The sequence below is a fragment of the Stenotrophomonas maltophilia genome, assembly GCF_006970445.1.
Lineage (GTDB): Bacteria > Pseudomonadota > Gammaproteobacteria > Xanthomonadales > Xanthomonadaceae > Stenotrophomonas > Stenotrophomonas maltophilia_AU.
This window is the reverse complement of record NZ_CP033877.1, coordinates 4,048,576-4,062,913: the sequence shown is the minus strand read 5'-3', so window position 1 is coordinate 4,062,913 and position 14,338 is coordinate 4,048,576. Positions and strand designations below refer to the sequence as shown.

The following is a 14,338-nucleotide window of genomic DNA, read 5'->3' as shown; positions in this document are numbered from 1 at the left end:
CGTCGGCCGGACCCGGCGGCGGGTCCGGCCCCTTGGGCGCTGCCGCGGTGGCGCCCGCATACTCCTGCAATATAGCAATGCTATAACGTTGCAAAAGCGGCGCGATCCGTCGCTGATCCGTCTGCAGGAGCCCATGACCCGACCCGTTGCGCGACGTTGGCTGTGCCCGTCGATCCTGGCCGTACTGGCCACCCTGAGCGGCTGCCAGCCGAATCTGCGCGCCGATGCTGTTCCCCCTGCCGAAGCCCGTCCGCACAACGTGATCGTGATGATCAACGACGGCGCCGGCTGGGGTACCTGGGATGCCGCCGCCTACTGGCAGTACGGCAGCCGCGAGGGCGCACCGTATGCGGATTTCCCGCAGCGCCTGGCGGTGGCGACCTTCCCGTTGAACGCCAGCAGCCAGCCGACCCGCGACAGCGCGCAGACCCTGGGTTACGACGCAGCCAGGGCGTGGGATGACACCCCGGTGCCGGCGCCGGACCTGCCGTTTGCCGGCTACCAGTACCTGGCGGCGGTCGCGACCGACAGCGCGGCGGCGGGCACCGCGTTGTCCTCGGGCATCAAGACCTACAACAACGCCATCAATTACAACAACGATGGCAATCCGGTCGAATTCAACACGCTGCGCGCCAAGCGCCTGGGCATGGCCACCGGCGTGGTCACCTCGGTGCCGTTCGCGCATGCCACGCCGGCCGCGTTCGCGGCGCAGAACGAATCGCGCAACAACTATCACGCCATTGCGCACCAGATGCTGGCGCAGGGCCACATGGACCTGGTGATGGGGACCGGCGGTCCCGGCTACAGCGTCGATGGTCGCGCCTGTGACGAGGGTGTCGGCGCGGCGAAGGCCGAGGGCTGCGCGAACCCGTGGGAGTGGATCGCGCAGCAGGACTGGCAGCAGCTGGAGGCGGGCAACGCCATTGCCGGCAATCCGGCGGGGCCGTGGCGCCTGATCCGCAGCAAGGAACAGTTCGCCGCACTGGCGCAGGGACGGCTGCCGGCCGATCGGCCGCTGATCGGCGTGCCGCGCGTGGCCAATACGCTGCAGCAGGCGCGCCAGCTGCAGGTGCTGGGCAAGGATGCGAGCACGCCCTCCGGCGTGAGGAAGATCGACAGCGTGCCGGACCTGGCGACCATGACGCGTGGCGCACTGCAGTTCCTGCAGCAGCGTTCGACCAGGGGCCTGTTCCTGATGGTGGAAGGCGGCGCCACCGACTGGGCGGCGCATACCAGCGCCTGTGGCACCGAATGGCACTACGGCCAGTGCAGCGACCAGCCGCAGTACGGCCGGCTGATCGAGGAAACCGTGGAGTTCAATGATGCGGTGACGGCGGTGGTCGAATGGATCGAACGCAACGGTGGCTGGGAACGCAACCTGCTGATCGTCACCACCGACCATGACAACAGCATGCCGATGGGCCCGGATGCACAGGACGTTGCCTTCGCGCCGGTGCGCAACAACGGTCGAGGCCGCATGCCGGGGATGAGCTTCCGCCCTACCGGCAACCACTCCAACGCGCTGGTGCCGCTGTGGGCCAAGGGCGCTGGCGCGGAGCTGCTTGGAAAGCGCGTGCGGGGTGTCGATGCCGGCTATCGCCAGCATGTGCGCTGGAATGATGGCAGTTACATCGACAACACCGACGTGGCTGTGGCGGTGCAGGAGGCGCTGCAGCGTTAGGGGCGTGCCGGCCAGCGGCCGGCAGCTGCGGGTTGCCCGGTTGGCGAAGCTGCCGGCCAGCGGCCGGCACTACCCGGAGTGCTGCTGGGTGGCGGGACCGGGCTGGCCAGCTGCCGAGCCAGCTCGGCGTTGGCGACGTGGCCGTGCAGGAACAACAGGCTGCCGAAGATGTTCATGAGCGTGCCTCCACTTGAGTGGATTGCACGATACGGGCAGCATGGACGGGCAAAAAGCGACATTTCCGCAAGCGTGTCTTGAGAGGAATTCAAGCCTTATGTCCCGTCCGCCCCTTCATGCCCTGCAAGGCTTCGTGGCTGCCGCCCGGCTCGGCAACCTGTCGCGCGCGGCGGCGTCGATGAACCTGACCGTCAGTGCGCTCAGCCACCAGATGCGCCAGCTGGAAGAGCGGCTGGGGCAGCCGCTGCTGGTCCGCCAGCCGCGTGGCGTCACCCTCACGCTGGAGGGGCAGCGCCTGCTCGACCAGGTCGCCCCGCATCTGGATGCGATCAACGAAGCCTTCCAGCCCTATGCCGCACGCGCCGAGCACGTGCTGACGATCAGCGCGGTACCGTCGATGGCGTCGGCCTGGCTGGTGCCGCGGCTGGGTCACTTCGTGGCTGAGCACCCGCAGATCGAGATCAACCTGCAGTCGAGTGAACGCCTGATTGATTTCGAGCGGCAGCGCCAGTTCGACGCCGCGCTGCGGCTGGGCAGCGGGCAGTGGCCGGGCCTGGTGGTGGAGCCGCTGTTCGACGAGTGGCTGCTGCCGATGGCCAGCCCGGCACTGATCGAACGCATGGGAGGCGTCGAACGTGTGCCGTTGAACCGATGGCCGCTGCTGGGTGATCCCGATGGCGCGTGGGGCGCCTGGTTCGCGTTGAGCGGGCAGAGCCCACCGCCGCGCTTCGTGGCGGTGCTGGATGATTCGGAGGCACACCACCGTGCGGCGCTGGACGGGGTGGGCGTGGCGCTGGGGCGGGTGACGCGCGCGCGCCTGCTGCTGGATTCCGGCCAACTGGTAGCGCTGTCCAGCCTCCGCCTGAAAACCGCCTGGCCGCATTGGCTGGTTTACCCGCAGCGTTCGACCCGCCATCGCGGCTTTCTCGCCTTCCGCGACTGGCTGCACGCGCAGGCTGCCGAGCACGTGCGGCACATGGCAGACGCGCAGTTGTAGCGTCGAGCCACGCTCGACGGCTGCTGCTCGACCCTACAGTCACCGGACCAGCGTAACCGCCTGTCCCGCACGGGCAAACGCAGCTTCCAGCAACGGGCCGGCCTTGATCGCCTCCACCTCGTTGAACAGCGCCTGCAAGGCATCGGCCGGGCGCGAGGCCGGCGCCGCGACCGCCTGCTGGATCGCGGTGAAGCGGTCGGCCAGCACGCGGTGGCCGGGATGCGTCTGCGCCCAGCCGGCCAACGGTTGGCGCACGCCGGCGGCGGCATCCAGGCGCTGCTGCTCGAACAGGGTGATCGCCGCCGCCGACGTCTCGGCCCGCTCGATCTTGGCGTGGCGCAGTTCACGGCTGAGGAACAGATCGTAGGCCGCGCCACGACCGACCGCGATGCGCAGGCCATCGCGGTCCAGGTCGGCCACCTGCTGCGCAGGGCTGTCCTCGCGCACCAGGTAAGTGCCCTCGATCTCCACATAGGGGGCGCTGAAGGCGATGCGGTCGGCGCGCGCCGGATCGATGGCCAGGAAGGCCAGGTCCCAGGCATCCTCGCTGGCTGCAGCGACCACCGAGGCTGCGGCGTCGTGGCAGCTGAAGCGTGCCTGCACGCCCATCCGCTGCGCCAATGCCGTGGCCAGTTCCAGCGAGGGGCCGCGCGGGGCGTTCGCATCGCCCTGCGCCAGCACTGGATTGCCCAGGTTGATGGCCACGCGCAGGAAGCCCAGCGGCGCCAGCGCACTACGATGATCGGCCAGGGACATGCAGGACTCCGCGGGGAAAGGGCGGTCCAGCATGCCAGTGCCGCCCTGCAAGGCCGTGTCAGTATCCGGTTATCCTGCGGACATGAACCCCATCCTGCACGTTGAGATACCGGTCACTGACCTGGCCCGGGCCATCACGTTCTACCAGCAATGGCTGCAGGTGGCGGTGGACGAACCGATCCTGCTGCACGACTGCAGGATGGCCTACCTTCCGTTTGCCGACGAGGTCGTCGGTGCCAGCATGGCGCTGGTGCAGGGTGCGGACTATCTGCCTTCCGAACACGGCGCGCGCATCTACATCGGGGTTGATGACCTGGACGCCAGCGTCGATCGCGCGCTGAAGGCGGGCGCTGGGCTGCGCTTCGGCCCGGCCGATGCCGGCGACTGGCGCGTGGCCGAGATTGCCGACAGCGAAGGCAACCGCATTGCGCTGCAGGCGCGCACGAATCCATAGAGACGGGCCCATGCTCGGCTGCTGTTGATTACGCCGCCAATGCACCCGTCAAGCTTGGCTCGACGCTACACGTGCAGCGGCTACTCCGTCGGGGCACGCGAGCGCTGCAGCCAGTCGTTGATCGCCGGATCCAGTCGTCGGTCGTCCGGCAGCTGCATGCCGAAGCGCTGCTGCAATACCTCGCGCACGTCGCCAACATCATGCAGCGGGCGCTTGTCCGGTGCCTTGCCGGGGCGGTACTCGGTGTAGTTGCCGCTGCCGATGGTGCGTCGCCAGTCCGGCCCGGTCAGCGACGCGCGCAGCTGGCCGGGGAAACTGGAATCGGGATGGGTGCACACGTACCAGTTGCCCACCACGTTGTCGATCGGCGCGGGCGCGTGCAGGTCGAAGCGGTACATCGCCCGCCAGCCGTCGGCGGATTCGGCGGACAGCACGAAATCCCCCCCACCGGGCAGGCGCTGCAGCAGGTAGCGCTCGTGTGGCGTGGCCTGCGGCTGCGGGTCGTGCAGGCGCAGCGGTACGGTCGGGGTCAGGCTGCCGAAACCGGCATCCACCAGCCAGTCATCGCCGTCCACCTGCACGCGCAGCAGCAGGTGGGTCCGCGCGGTCAGTTCGCCGTCCTGGGCGGCCAGCAGCACGCGCGCGCTCAACGGCTGCGCATCGAAGCCCAAGGCCTGCAGCAGCGCCAGCAGGCCCCCATTGAGTTCGAAGCAGTAACCGCCACGGCGGTCGTCGAGCAGCTTGCGCTGCACGCTGTCCAGGTCGATCGGTACCGCATCGCGCAACAGGCAGCTGAGGGTCTCGAACGGCAGCAGTGCGTTGTGGCGCTGCTGCAGCAGCGTCAGACCCGCCAGCGTCAGCGGTGGCGGGGCATCCAGCTGCAGGCGTTGCAGGTAGCGGGGGACATCGAGCGTCGTCATGGAGGCACCGGGCGGGGGAGGGAGTCCACTGTGCTCCCCCAACCGGGGTTGAGGTCAAGCACCGCGCGGGTGTCATGCCCCCGTCGCCTGTGCCGGGTACAAAGGCCGCGTCCGCCAGCCATCGGTGGGGCTGGCCCAAAAAATCCCTAAAGTTGCTCCAGATCCAGCCGATACAGGTGCGTCCTTCCGCCTGGAGCCTGTCATGTCGGCCGTCGTCCCCCACTTCCGGTCCCTGCGCCTGCGGCTTGCCGCGCTGCGCTCGGCGTCCCCCGGCCTGCTGCTGTGGCTGCAACCGCACCGGCTGAGCGTGGCCAACAAGCTCAAGGCGACCTTGTGGGTCTGTGGCCTGGGCCTGATCGCGATCGCTGCCGTCTACGGCTGGACCGGCCATGCCAACACCCAGGCTGCACGCAGCCAGGCCAGCTACCAGCGTGGCAGTGACCTGGCCGCGAGCCTGGCCACGCGGGTGGCCGAGGCGCGTCGTCTGCAGACCCAGTATGCACGCAGTTTCGACGATGCCGACCGCGCGCAGCTGCTGGCAACGCAGAAGGCGTTGCAGATCGATCTGCAGGCGCTGCGCGCGATGCCGATGGATGCCGGCCGGCGCCAGGCGCTGCAGGCACTGACCGAAGCCGCCGACGCGTTCTCGCAGGGTGTGGCCGCGCTGTTCGAACGCGTCGATGAGATGGGGCGTGGTGATGCGGGCCTCGCTGCGCAGCTGCAGCAGGCGGCCGACACCCTGCAGGCGCAGGTGGATGCGCTGCAGCGGCCTCCGTTGGCGTTGTCTCTGCAGAAGATGCGCAGGCAGGAGGCGCTGCTGCTGCTTGACGGCGACTCCACCCATGCCGACCGCGCCAGCGAGGAAAAGCTGCCCTTCGACCTCGCATTGACCGGGTTGCCTGCCGACGTGCAGGACACCCTGCGCAGCGGCATGGACGGCTATCAGATCGCGTTGCTGGGCTACACCGCTGCCCGCGTCGGCCTGGATGTGGAAGCGCAGTCGCTGCTGGATGCCGCTGCCGGCGTGGCGCCGGCACTGGCTGCGTTCCAGCAGGCGCAGGTAGCGGCGCTGGCCCATGCCCAGGCCCGCCAGCAGGCCGGTGCGCGCACCATGAGCGTGCTGTTTGCAGTGACCCTGCTGCTGGTCGCCGGTGTGTTGATCACCAGTCTGGTGCTGGTGCTGCGTGCGGTGCGCCAGCCGATCGAGGACACCCTGCGCTTCGCCAGCGACATCGCCGATGATCGCCTCGACACCACCTTGCGCGTCTACAACGCCAATGATGAGATCGGCCAGCTGGCCCAGCGCCTGGTCGACATGCAGCAGCGCTTGCGCGCGCGCATCGGGACCGAGCGTGCCCTGGCACGCGGCAACACCCGTGTGCGGCAGGCATTGGACAGTGCGCAGACCGGCTTGATGGTGATCGATGCCGAGGGCCAGGTGGCCTACGTCAATCCGGCACTGCTGCAGCAACTCGAGCGCGAGGTCGAAGATCTGGTGGGCAGCGATGCAGTGCGCCTGCATCCGGCGCTGGCCAGCCTGGCCGACGTGCGCCAGCGCGAGGAGCGCGAGATCGGTCATGCCGGTGTGCGCTACCAGCTGATTGCCAACCCCGTCATCGACGAAGGGCAGTTCCTCGGCGTCGCGGTGGAATGGCGCAGTCGTGCGCTGGAAACGCTGCTGGAAACCGAAGTGGCTGCCCTGGTCGATGCTGCAGCACACGGCGACCTGCATGGCCGCATCGTGCTGGAGGGCAAGCAGGGCTTCGTGCGCACATTGTCGACCAGCATCAACCGCCTGCTGGCCACCTTTGAAACCAACCTGGGCGACCTTCAGGCATTGTTGGCCGCGCTGGCCCGTGGCGATCTCAGCGTGCGCATGGAGGGGGAGCTGCAGGGTGTGTTCGCACGCATGCGCGACGATGCCAATACCACCGTCGCGCAGCTGGGCCGCATTGTCACCCGCATCCAGCACGTTGCGTCCAGCCTCGATACCGGTGTCGGCGAGATCGTTGCCGGCCATCACGACCTGTCGCAGCGCACCGAGCAGCAGGCCGCCAACCTGGAAGAGACTGCGGCGTCGATGCACGAGCTGACCGATACCGTCGGCCGCAACGCCGATGCAGCAGGTCGCGCCGATGCCCTGGTGCAGGGTGCGGCAGTGGTGGCCCAGCGGGGGGGCGAGGCCGTCGGCCAGGTGGTCGCGACCATGCAGGGCATCAGCGAGGCCTCGCGACGGATCGGCGACATCACCCAGCTGATCGACGGCATCGCCTTCCAGACCAACATCCTTGCCCTCAATGCGGCGGTGGAAGCGGCGCGCGCCGGCGAGCAGGGCCGCAGCTTCGCCGTGGTGGCTGCGGAAGTACGCCTGCTGGCGCAGCGCAGTGCCGAGGCGGCCAAGCAGATCAAGGGACTGATCGAGGATTCGGTGGCGCGCGTCGGGCAGGGCAACCAGCAGGCCGAGCAGGCCGGCACCACGATGGGCGAGATCGTCGGCAGCGTGCAGCAGCTGGCCGACCTGCTGGCTGGTATCCGCAGTGCGTCGCAGGACCAGCATGCCGGCATCGCGCAGGTGAACCAGACCATCGTGCAGATGGAGGCCAGCACCCAGCGCAATGCCAGCCTGGTGGAAGAGGCCGGTGCCTCGACGGCGCAGATGCAGGCCCAGGTGCACGCTCTGGCCGAAGCGGTGGGCGCGTTCCGCCTGCAGTCGATGCCCCAGGCGCGCGCGGCGGCCTGAATCTGCCCCAGTAGTGCCGGCCGCTGGCCGGCACCACCGAATGGCTCAGTACACGTCGCGGCGGTAGCGCCCGTCCTCGAGCAGCGTTTCCACCACTTCATCGCCCAGCGCGGTACGCAGCACCTGGTCCACGCCTTCGGCCATGCCCAGCAGCGAACCGCAGACGTGGATCACCGCACCACGCTGCATCCAGTCGCGCAGCGTATCGCTGGCCGCCTGCAGGCGATCCTGCACATACCCGCCGTCGCCATCGCGCGAGAACGCCAGGTCCACCCGCGCGAGATGGCCCTGGGCCTGCCACGCTTCGATCTCTTCGGCGAACAGGAAATCGTGCGCACGCTGGCGTTCGCCGAACAGCAGCCAGTGCCCGTGGTCGCCTGCGTGGGCGGCTTCGCGCAACAGGCTGCGCAGGCCGGCGATGCCGGTGCCGTTGCCGATCAGCACCATCGGCACACCACTGACGCGATGGAAACCGGGGTTGCGATGCACGCGGGCAACGATGCATGCACCGATCGGTGCATGCAGTGACAGCCATCCCGAGCCCAGCCCGGCACGACCGGAGGCGTCATGCACCAGCCTCACCACCAGCTCCACCGCGCCATCGTCGACAGTGGAAGCGATCGAATACTCGCGCCCCGGCAGCAGCGGCAGCCCGCCCAGCCACAGGCAGGCATCCTGCACCGCCAGTGCGGCATCGGCATCGGGCAGCTCGCGTTCGCTGGCCAGTGCCAACAGCGTGCGCGGATGGCCGTCGACCAGCAGGGGTTGCTGCGCATCCAGCCCATGGGCCTTCAACACCGCGCTGGCATGCCGCGCGTTGTGGCGGGGGGCGATATGCAGGATGTCGCCGGCCTGCCACTGCACCTCGGCCGGTGCCGCAAGACGGATGCGCCAGATGGCACCGCCAACGCTGCCTGGATTGAGGCGATCGCGGCCGAGCAGGCGCCACTCGTGCATCTGCGTAGCGGCAGGCAGCACGCTGTCATCGGTGGCGATGCCGGTCAGCGCACCCAGCTGCTGCTGCCACTGGCGCAGCGCCGGGACCGAGGCGGCATCGACGTCGATGCGCTCGAACAGTGCGTGCGCGCCGTTGCGGATCAACCAGCCATCGACCTGGCGGCCGAAGCCGCAGTAATGCGGGTACTGGCGGTCACCCAGCGCGAGCAGGCCGAACTGCAGGCCCGACAGGTCCAGCGCTTGTGCCAGCAACTGCCGCGCTGCGCGCCGGGCGGCGTCGGGCGGCTCGCCGTCGCCGAAGGTGCTCAGCACGAACAGCGCGTTCGATGCACGCAGCAGGTGCGCGGCATCGATGCGCGCCAGCGGCAGCACCTGCACCGCATGGCCGGCCGCCTGCAGCTGCGCCGCCGCACGCCAGGCCAGCTGCTCGCCCAGCCCGCTCTGGCTGGCATGCACCACCAGCCACGCCGCGTTGCCGGCATCGCTGGCCGGCATCGGCAGCGACTGGCGCAGCCCGCGCGCGGCACGCTGGCTGCGCCGGCGGTCCAGGTACAGCATCCAGCCGGTGATGAAGAACAGGCTCATGCCCAGGCTGCTGAGCATCACCACCACGCGACCGGGTACGCCGAAGTAGCTGCCCGAATGCAGCGCGAACACACTGGTGGCCAACTGGCCGCCGGTGCCCTGGCGTGCATAGGGGCGGCTATCGAGGACGGCGCCGGTGCCTGGGTCCAGCTGCAGCAGGTCGTGTGCCCGATCATGGCCGCCGCTGCGCTGCGCCGGGTCACCGGCCATCACCCGCACATTCAGTGCCTGCCCGGGTTTCTCAGGCAGGCGCAGGTCGATGAAGCCGGTGCGCACGCCTGGCAACGCGTAAAGAGTGGCTTCAATACGGTGCAGATCCAGCGGCGCATCGGTGGCGACCTTGTGCTTGGCCGCCGGGGCCACGCCCAGCAGCGTGTTGGCCGCGCTGCGGTACCAGTCGAACGACCACCACAGGCCGGTCAGCGCGCTCATCAGGTAGATCAGCAGCACCCAGGTGCCGACCACCGAGTGCAGGCTCCACAGGAAGCCCCGTCCGCTGCGTTTCCACTCCACTGCCAGCCAGCTGCGCCAGTGCCACCAGCGTCGTGGCCAGCGCAGGTAGAGCCCGGACAGGGTGAAGAACAGCAGGGCGATGGCACAGCTGCCGGTGATCCACTTGCCGCGTTCGCCCGCGGCAAGGTGGCGATGCAGATCCTCGACGAAGTCGAAGAACGCCTGCCCGCGCAGGGCGCTGAAGCGCTCACCGCTGTAGGGATCGAAATACACCCAGTTTTCCTTGCCACCAGCAAAGCGTGCCACCGACGGCCGCTGCCCGGTGGCATCCACGCGCAGGCGTTGCAGGGGGCGGTCGCTGCCGGACTGCAGCAGCGGCACCAGTTCACTGAGTGCAAGGGGATGCTGTCCCTCGGCATGGTGCTCGGCGATCTCGGCGAAGCCGGGATTGGCGGCGCGCAGCAGCTCGTCCTCGAAGGACAACGTGGCGCCACTGAGGCCCATCACGGCCAGCACGGCACCGGCGGTGATGCCCAGCAGCCAGTGCAGTTGGAACAGGACGTTCTTGAACATCGAAGGAGGAGGGCCCGGAAGGCTGCCGCCCGCATCCTGCGCAACAGCAAATGAGAATTAGTCGCGGAATTCTCCGTGGCGCCCTGCCTGCGGTCAAGCGGGGGGATCGGCCGGGCGGCGCCCGGCACCCGCAGTAGTGCCGGCCGCTGGCCGGCAACAGCAACAGCAACAGCAACAGCAGGTTTCCTGGGGTTGGCGGGGTGGGTCCGGTTGCGGGGGACGCCGTAAACCCATCCTTGGGGGCTTGGCCGCGGCATCCATGCCGCGGACCCCCCCGCAACCGGACCCACCCCGCCTTAGACAGATTTCCGCGATCTGTCGGAAATACTCTTGGGGTCAGATCCGTTCTTCCGCAGGAAAACGGATCTGACCCCGGATTCATTTCGATATCTGACAGATGTGTCGACCAAGGTCGACACCTACCAACAGCTGCGGGAGTCTGTCAGAGGTGGGGCGGTGTGGTTGGGCAGGACCGTTGGCGCCATGGATGGCGCCATCGAGCCCCCATGGGTGAGGGCGCTTTGCTTGCGAAGCACTGCTTCGCAAGCGCCCGAACGTACAGCCGCCAGCGGCTGGGCCGGACCGCGGAGCGGGGTTTACGGCGTGTCCTGCCCAGCCGCACCGCCTCGCCAAGCCATCAGCAATCCTGAGCCGTTTTGGCGGTTGCAGTTGCCGTGGCTTGAAGGCCTCTGCAGGTGCAGGGTGCAACCCTGCCGAACCCTCACTTCACCCAGCGGTCGATCTCGCCGTGGGCGAACGGCCCCAACTTGACCTTCACCATCCGCCCCTGTGCATCGAACAGCACGCTGTAGGGCAGCAGGCCCTGCGTATTGCCCAGCTGTACGCTGGCATCGCGTGGCCCCGGCGTTTCGACCACGATCGGGTAATCCACCGGTACCCGCTGCAGGAAACTGCGCACGTCGTCCGCGGTGTCCAGTGCAAGGCCCAGCACCTGCACGCCGGTGTCGCCCTGGGCATCGGCGAAGCGCGCCAGTTCGGGCATCTCTTCCACGCAGGGCGCACACCAGCTGGCCCAGACGTTGATCAGCAGCGGGCGGCCGGCGAAGCGAGCGCGCAGGTCCAGCGGCTGTCCCGCCAGGTCCGGCAGCGTCAGCGCCGGCAAGGGATCACCCACCTGCAGCGTGGGCGTCACGGCCGTCGCTGTGGAAGCCGTCGCTGGCGCGGCCGGTGCAGACGGGGCAGGTGACAAACGATGCCCGGCCCACAGGCCGAGGCCGGCGGCCAGCACCGCTGTCCACAGCAGCGCTGGCCGTTGCCATTTCATCGTGCGGTGCGCAGCAGCGCTTCCTCGACCACCGCCTGGGTCAGCAGGGTCGGCAGCACGGTCGGCGGCGCACCCGGGCCGTACACCACGTACAGCGGCACGCCCACGGCCTTGTGCTCTTCCAGGAACGTGGTGATCTGCGGATCGACGTTGGTGTAGTCACCGCGCATGTACACCGCATTGGTGCGCTTGAGCAGTTCCTTGAACTCCGGCCGCGACAGCACGGCACGCTCATTGGCCTTGCAGCTCACGCACCAGTCGGCGGTCATGTTGACGAACACCACGCGGTTGTCGGCGCGCAGGCGGTCCAGCAGCTGCGGCGAATAGTCCACCACGTTGTCGCTGGCGGCCTGTGCGGCACGCGCCGGTGGTGCCAGCTGGGTGACGCCCCAGGCGGGAACCAGTGCACCGATTGCCAACAACACGCCGAGCAGGGTCACTGCCCGCGAGCCGGTCCAGCGGTTGCGCTCGAACAGCCACAGGCCGAAGGCGAACAGCAGCAGGCCACCCAGCACCAGCGCCATGCCGTCCACGCCGCGCTGCTTGCCCAGCACCCACAGCAGCCACAGCGCGGTGGCATACATCGGGAAGGCCAGCACGTGCTTGAGCGTTTCCATCCAGGGGCCGGGCTTGGGCAGGCGGCGTGCGAGCGCCGGCACGAAGCCGATCAGCAGGAACGGCAGCGCCAGGCCCAGGCCGAGGAACAGGAACACGGTCATCGCCTTCAGCGGCGGGGCAATGAACGCGTAGGCGATCGCACCGCCCATGAACGGGCCGACGCAGGCACTGCCGACCAGGCAGGCCAGCGCACCGGTGAAGAAATCGCCGGCCGGGCCGCTGCGGCTGGCCAGCGACTGGCCGAGGTTGCCGATGCCACCGCCGAGGGTGAACACGCCGGACAGGCTCAGGCCCACCGCGAACATGATGTACGCCAGTGCCGCCACCACGCCCGGGTGCTGCAGCTGGAAGCCGATGCCGACGGCGTTGCCGATCGCACGCAGGCCCACCATCAGCGCGCCGATCACCGCGAACGCGACCAGCACGCCCAGCGTGTACCAGAGGGCGTGGCTGCGCGCCCGCTCAGGGCTTTCACCACTCTGCGCCAGGCTCAGCACCTTCAGCGACAGGATCGGCAGCACGCAGGGCATCAGGTTCAGCACCAGGCCACCGGCCAGCGCCAGCAGCAGCACCCAGACGAACGAACGGTCCGGGTTCGGGGTGGTCGCCGGCGGGCGCGTGCGCAGCGCGTTGTCACCCCGCGCGTCGGCGGCGAACTCATTGCCTGCGCCTTCACTTCCGGCGGTAGCCGGGGCGGCAGCGCCGTCGTTCGGGACGGTCGGCAGCAGGCGCAGCGGTGCGCCGTTGGCGGACTCACGCGGCTCACCGGCAGCGCGCAGCGGATTGATCACGTCGTCGCGCGCTGGCGCCTGGCCGGCGCTGGCGTTGATCTTGCCGGCCGGAATCGACAGCTTCACCCGGCGCGTCATCGGCGGGTAGCAGATGCCATCGGTCTGGCAACCCTGGAAGGTCACCACCAGGGTGCTGTCGACCGCCTCAGTGACGGTGCGGCGCAGCGGCAGCGGCACCTCCACCTGGTTGAAGTACACCGAGACATCGCCGAAGTGCTCGTCGCGATGCGACTGCGCGGCCGGCCAACGCGGCTTGTCGGCCAGCACGCCGGCGCTGCCTTCCAGCTTCAGCGAGGTGCGGTCGCGATACAGGTAATAGCCGGGCGCCGGGCTGAAGCGCAGCAGCAGGGTGTTGCCGTCGCTGGCGATGGCATCGAAGCCGAACGCCTGCTCCGACGGCAGTGGCAGCGCCTGGCTGTTGCTGGCCGCGCCCGGCAGGCGCAGCCCGCCCGTGTTGCCGGCACCGGCCAGCGGGTTGTTGAACGGGCTTGCCGCACCGGTACGCGCGGCAGGCGGCGCGGACGCCGCACCGGCGCCCGGCAGGGTGACCTGCACCACGCGCTTCTGCGGCGGGTAGCACACACCGGCATCGGCGCAGCCCTGGTAACGCACTTCCAGGCTGATGGTGCCGGCGGCCTCGGTCGGCGTGCCGGGCAGGGTGGCCTGCAGGCGCTCGCGATAGGTCTCGACCTCGCCGAAGAAATCGTCGTGGTGCTTGTCGCCCTTGGGCATCTGCAGCGCGCCGGCGTTGAAGGCCGGGTCGGCCTTGACGCTGGTGCGGTGGCGATACAGGTAGTAGCCCGGCGCGATCTTGAACTGCAGTTGCACCTGGCCCCGTTCGGGGGCACTGGCGGTCAGCGCGAACGCCTGGTCCACCGGCAGCAGGTCCTTCTCATCCAGCGCGAAGGCCGGCAGCGAGAGCCACAACAGGGCGCACAAGGCGGCGCCGCGCGCAAACAGAGTCTTCAATCAGTGTCCTCCCGGGTCTGTGCCCGGATCCAGTCCAGATACGCCGGCAGGCCGGCCCGGGTTTCGACCGCGATGCACTCCGGGAGTTCATACGGATGCAGTGCGACGATCCGGGCAATCGCGTCATCGACGCGGCTCGCGGTGGTTTTCACCAGCAGCTGCAGTTCGGCGTCGGTGGTCACCTCGCCCTGCCAGCGGTAGGTCGACTGCGCGCCATCGAGGCGGGTCACGCACGCGGCCAGGCGCTCGCCGACCAGCGCGTGCGCGATGCGCTCGGCACTGGCCCGGTCCGGGCAGGTGGTCAACAGCAGCAGGACGGGATCGACGGTCGACATGACCGTCGAGTATAGGGCCGCCGCCGGGTCAGGGCCCGGCGGCGGCA

Annotated in this window: 11 protein-coding genes; 4 read left to right on the top strand and 7 right to left on the bottom strand. The window is 69.0% G+C overall.

All coding sequences use genetic code 11. The features are described 5' to 3' along the window. The first annotated feature begins 133 nt into the window (after positions 1-133). The gene (locus tag EGM71_RS18600) at positions 134-1,681 is read left to right on the top strand and encodes an alkaline phosphatase (protein WP_188486300.1); all 1,548 of its coding nucleotides are present in this window, start codon (positions 134-136) and stop codon (positions 1,679-1,681) included. Here EGM71_RS18600 and EGM71_RS18595 read toward each other — a convergent pair. After that, complete coding sequence (locus tag EGM71_RS18595; protein WP_188486298.1) at positions 1,678-1,857, bottom strand: hypothetical protein; 180 nt, start codon at positions 1,855-1,857, stop codon at positions 1,678-1,680. The two genes, EGM71_RS18600 and EGM71_RS18595, sit on opposite strands and share 4 nt — an antisense overlap. Before the next feature lie 98 nt (positions 1,858-1,955). Here EGM71_RS18595 and EGM71_RS18590 point away from each other — a divergent pair, with 98 nt between their 5' ends. Then, positions 1,956-2,855 (top strand): LysR substrate-binding domain-containing protein, encoded by a 900-nt coding sequence (locus EGM71_RS18590; protein ID WP_188486296.1) that lies wholly within the window; start codon positions 1,956-1,958, stop codon positions 2,853-2,855. A 39-nt stretch (positions 2,856-2,894) separates the two neighbouring features. On the opposite strand, the gene EGM71_RS18585 is transcribed toward EGM71_RS18590, so the two are convergent. Next, entirely contained in the window at positions 2,895-3,611 is a 717-nt protein-coding gene (locus EGM71_RS18585; RefSeq protein WP_188486294.1) for a transporter substrate-binding domain-containing protein, read from the bottom strand. A gap of 82 nt (positions 3,612-3,693) precedes the next feature. Between EGM71_RS18585 and EGM71_RS18580 the strand changes: the two genes are divergently transcribed. Next, positions 3,694-4,065: a VOC family protein gene (locus EGM71_RS18580; RefSeq protein WP_188486292.1), complete on the top strand. Its 372-nt coding sequence runs from the start codon at positions 3,694-3,696 to the stop codon at positions 4,063-4,065. A gap of 80 nt (positions 4,066-4,145) precedes the next feature. On the opposite strand, the gene EGM71_RS18575 is transcribed toward EGM71_RS18580, so the two are convergent. Then, complete coding sequence (locus EGM71_RS18575; protein ID WP_188486291.1) at positions 4,146-4,985, bottom strand: arylamine N-acetyltransferase family protein; 840 nt, start codon at positions 4,983-4,985, stop codon at positions 4,146-4,148. 202 nt (positions 4,986-5,187) lie between these two features. Between EGM71_RS18575 and EGM71_RS18570 the strand changes: the two genes are divergently transcribed. Continuing rightward, a complete protein-coding gene (locus EGM71_RS18570) occupies positions 5,188-7,725 on the top strand; it encodes a methyl-accepting chemotaxis protein (protein ID WP_188486288.1) in 2,538 nt (845 codons plus the stop codon). A gap of 45 nt (positions 7,726-7,770) precedes the next feature. Here the strand turns inward: EGM71_RS18570 and EGM71_RS18565 are convergent, their stop codons facing one another. From EGM71_RS18565 to cutA, 4 genes are all read right to left on the bottom strand, one after another. After that, on the bottom strand, positions 7,771-10,293 hold the full coding sequence (locus tag EGM71_RS18565; RefSeq protein ID WP_188486287.1) for a PepSY domain-containing protein: 2,523 nt from the start codon (positions 10,291-10,293) through the stop codon (positions 7,771-7,773). Positions 10,294-11,014: 721 nt separating this feature from the next. Continuing rightward, positions 11,015-11,578: a TlpA family protein disulfide reductase gene (locus tag EGM71_RS18560; protein WP_188486285.1), complete on the bottom strand. Its 564-nt coding sequence runs from the start codon at positions 11,576-11,578 to the stop codon at positions 11,015-11,017. Further along, entirely contained in the window at positions 11,575-13,956 is a 2,382-nt protein-coding gene (locus EGM71_RS18555) for a protein-disulfide reductase DsbD family protein (protein ID WP_188486283.1), read from the bottom strand. Before EGM71_RS18555 ends, EGM71_RS18560 begins: the two co-directional genes overlap by 4 nt. Further along, entirely contained in the window at positions 13,953-14,291 is a 339-nt protein-coding gene (cutA, locus tag EGM71_RS18550) for a divalent-cation tolerance protein CutA (RefSeq protein WP_014648595.1), read from the bottom strand. The genes EGM71_RS18555 and cutA overlap by 4 nt, the downstream gene beginning before the upstream one ends. Positions 14,292-14,338 lie beyond the last annotated feature (47 nt).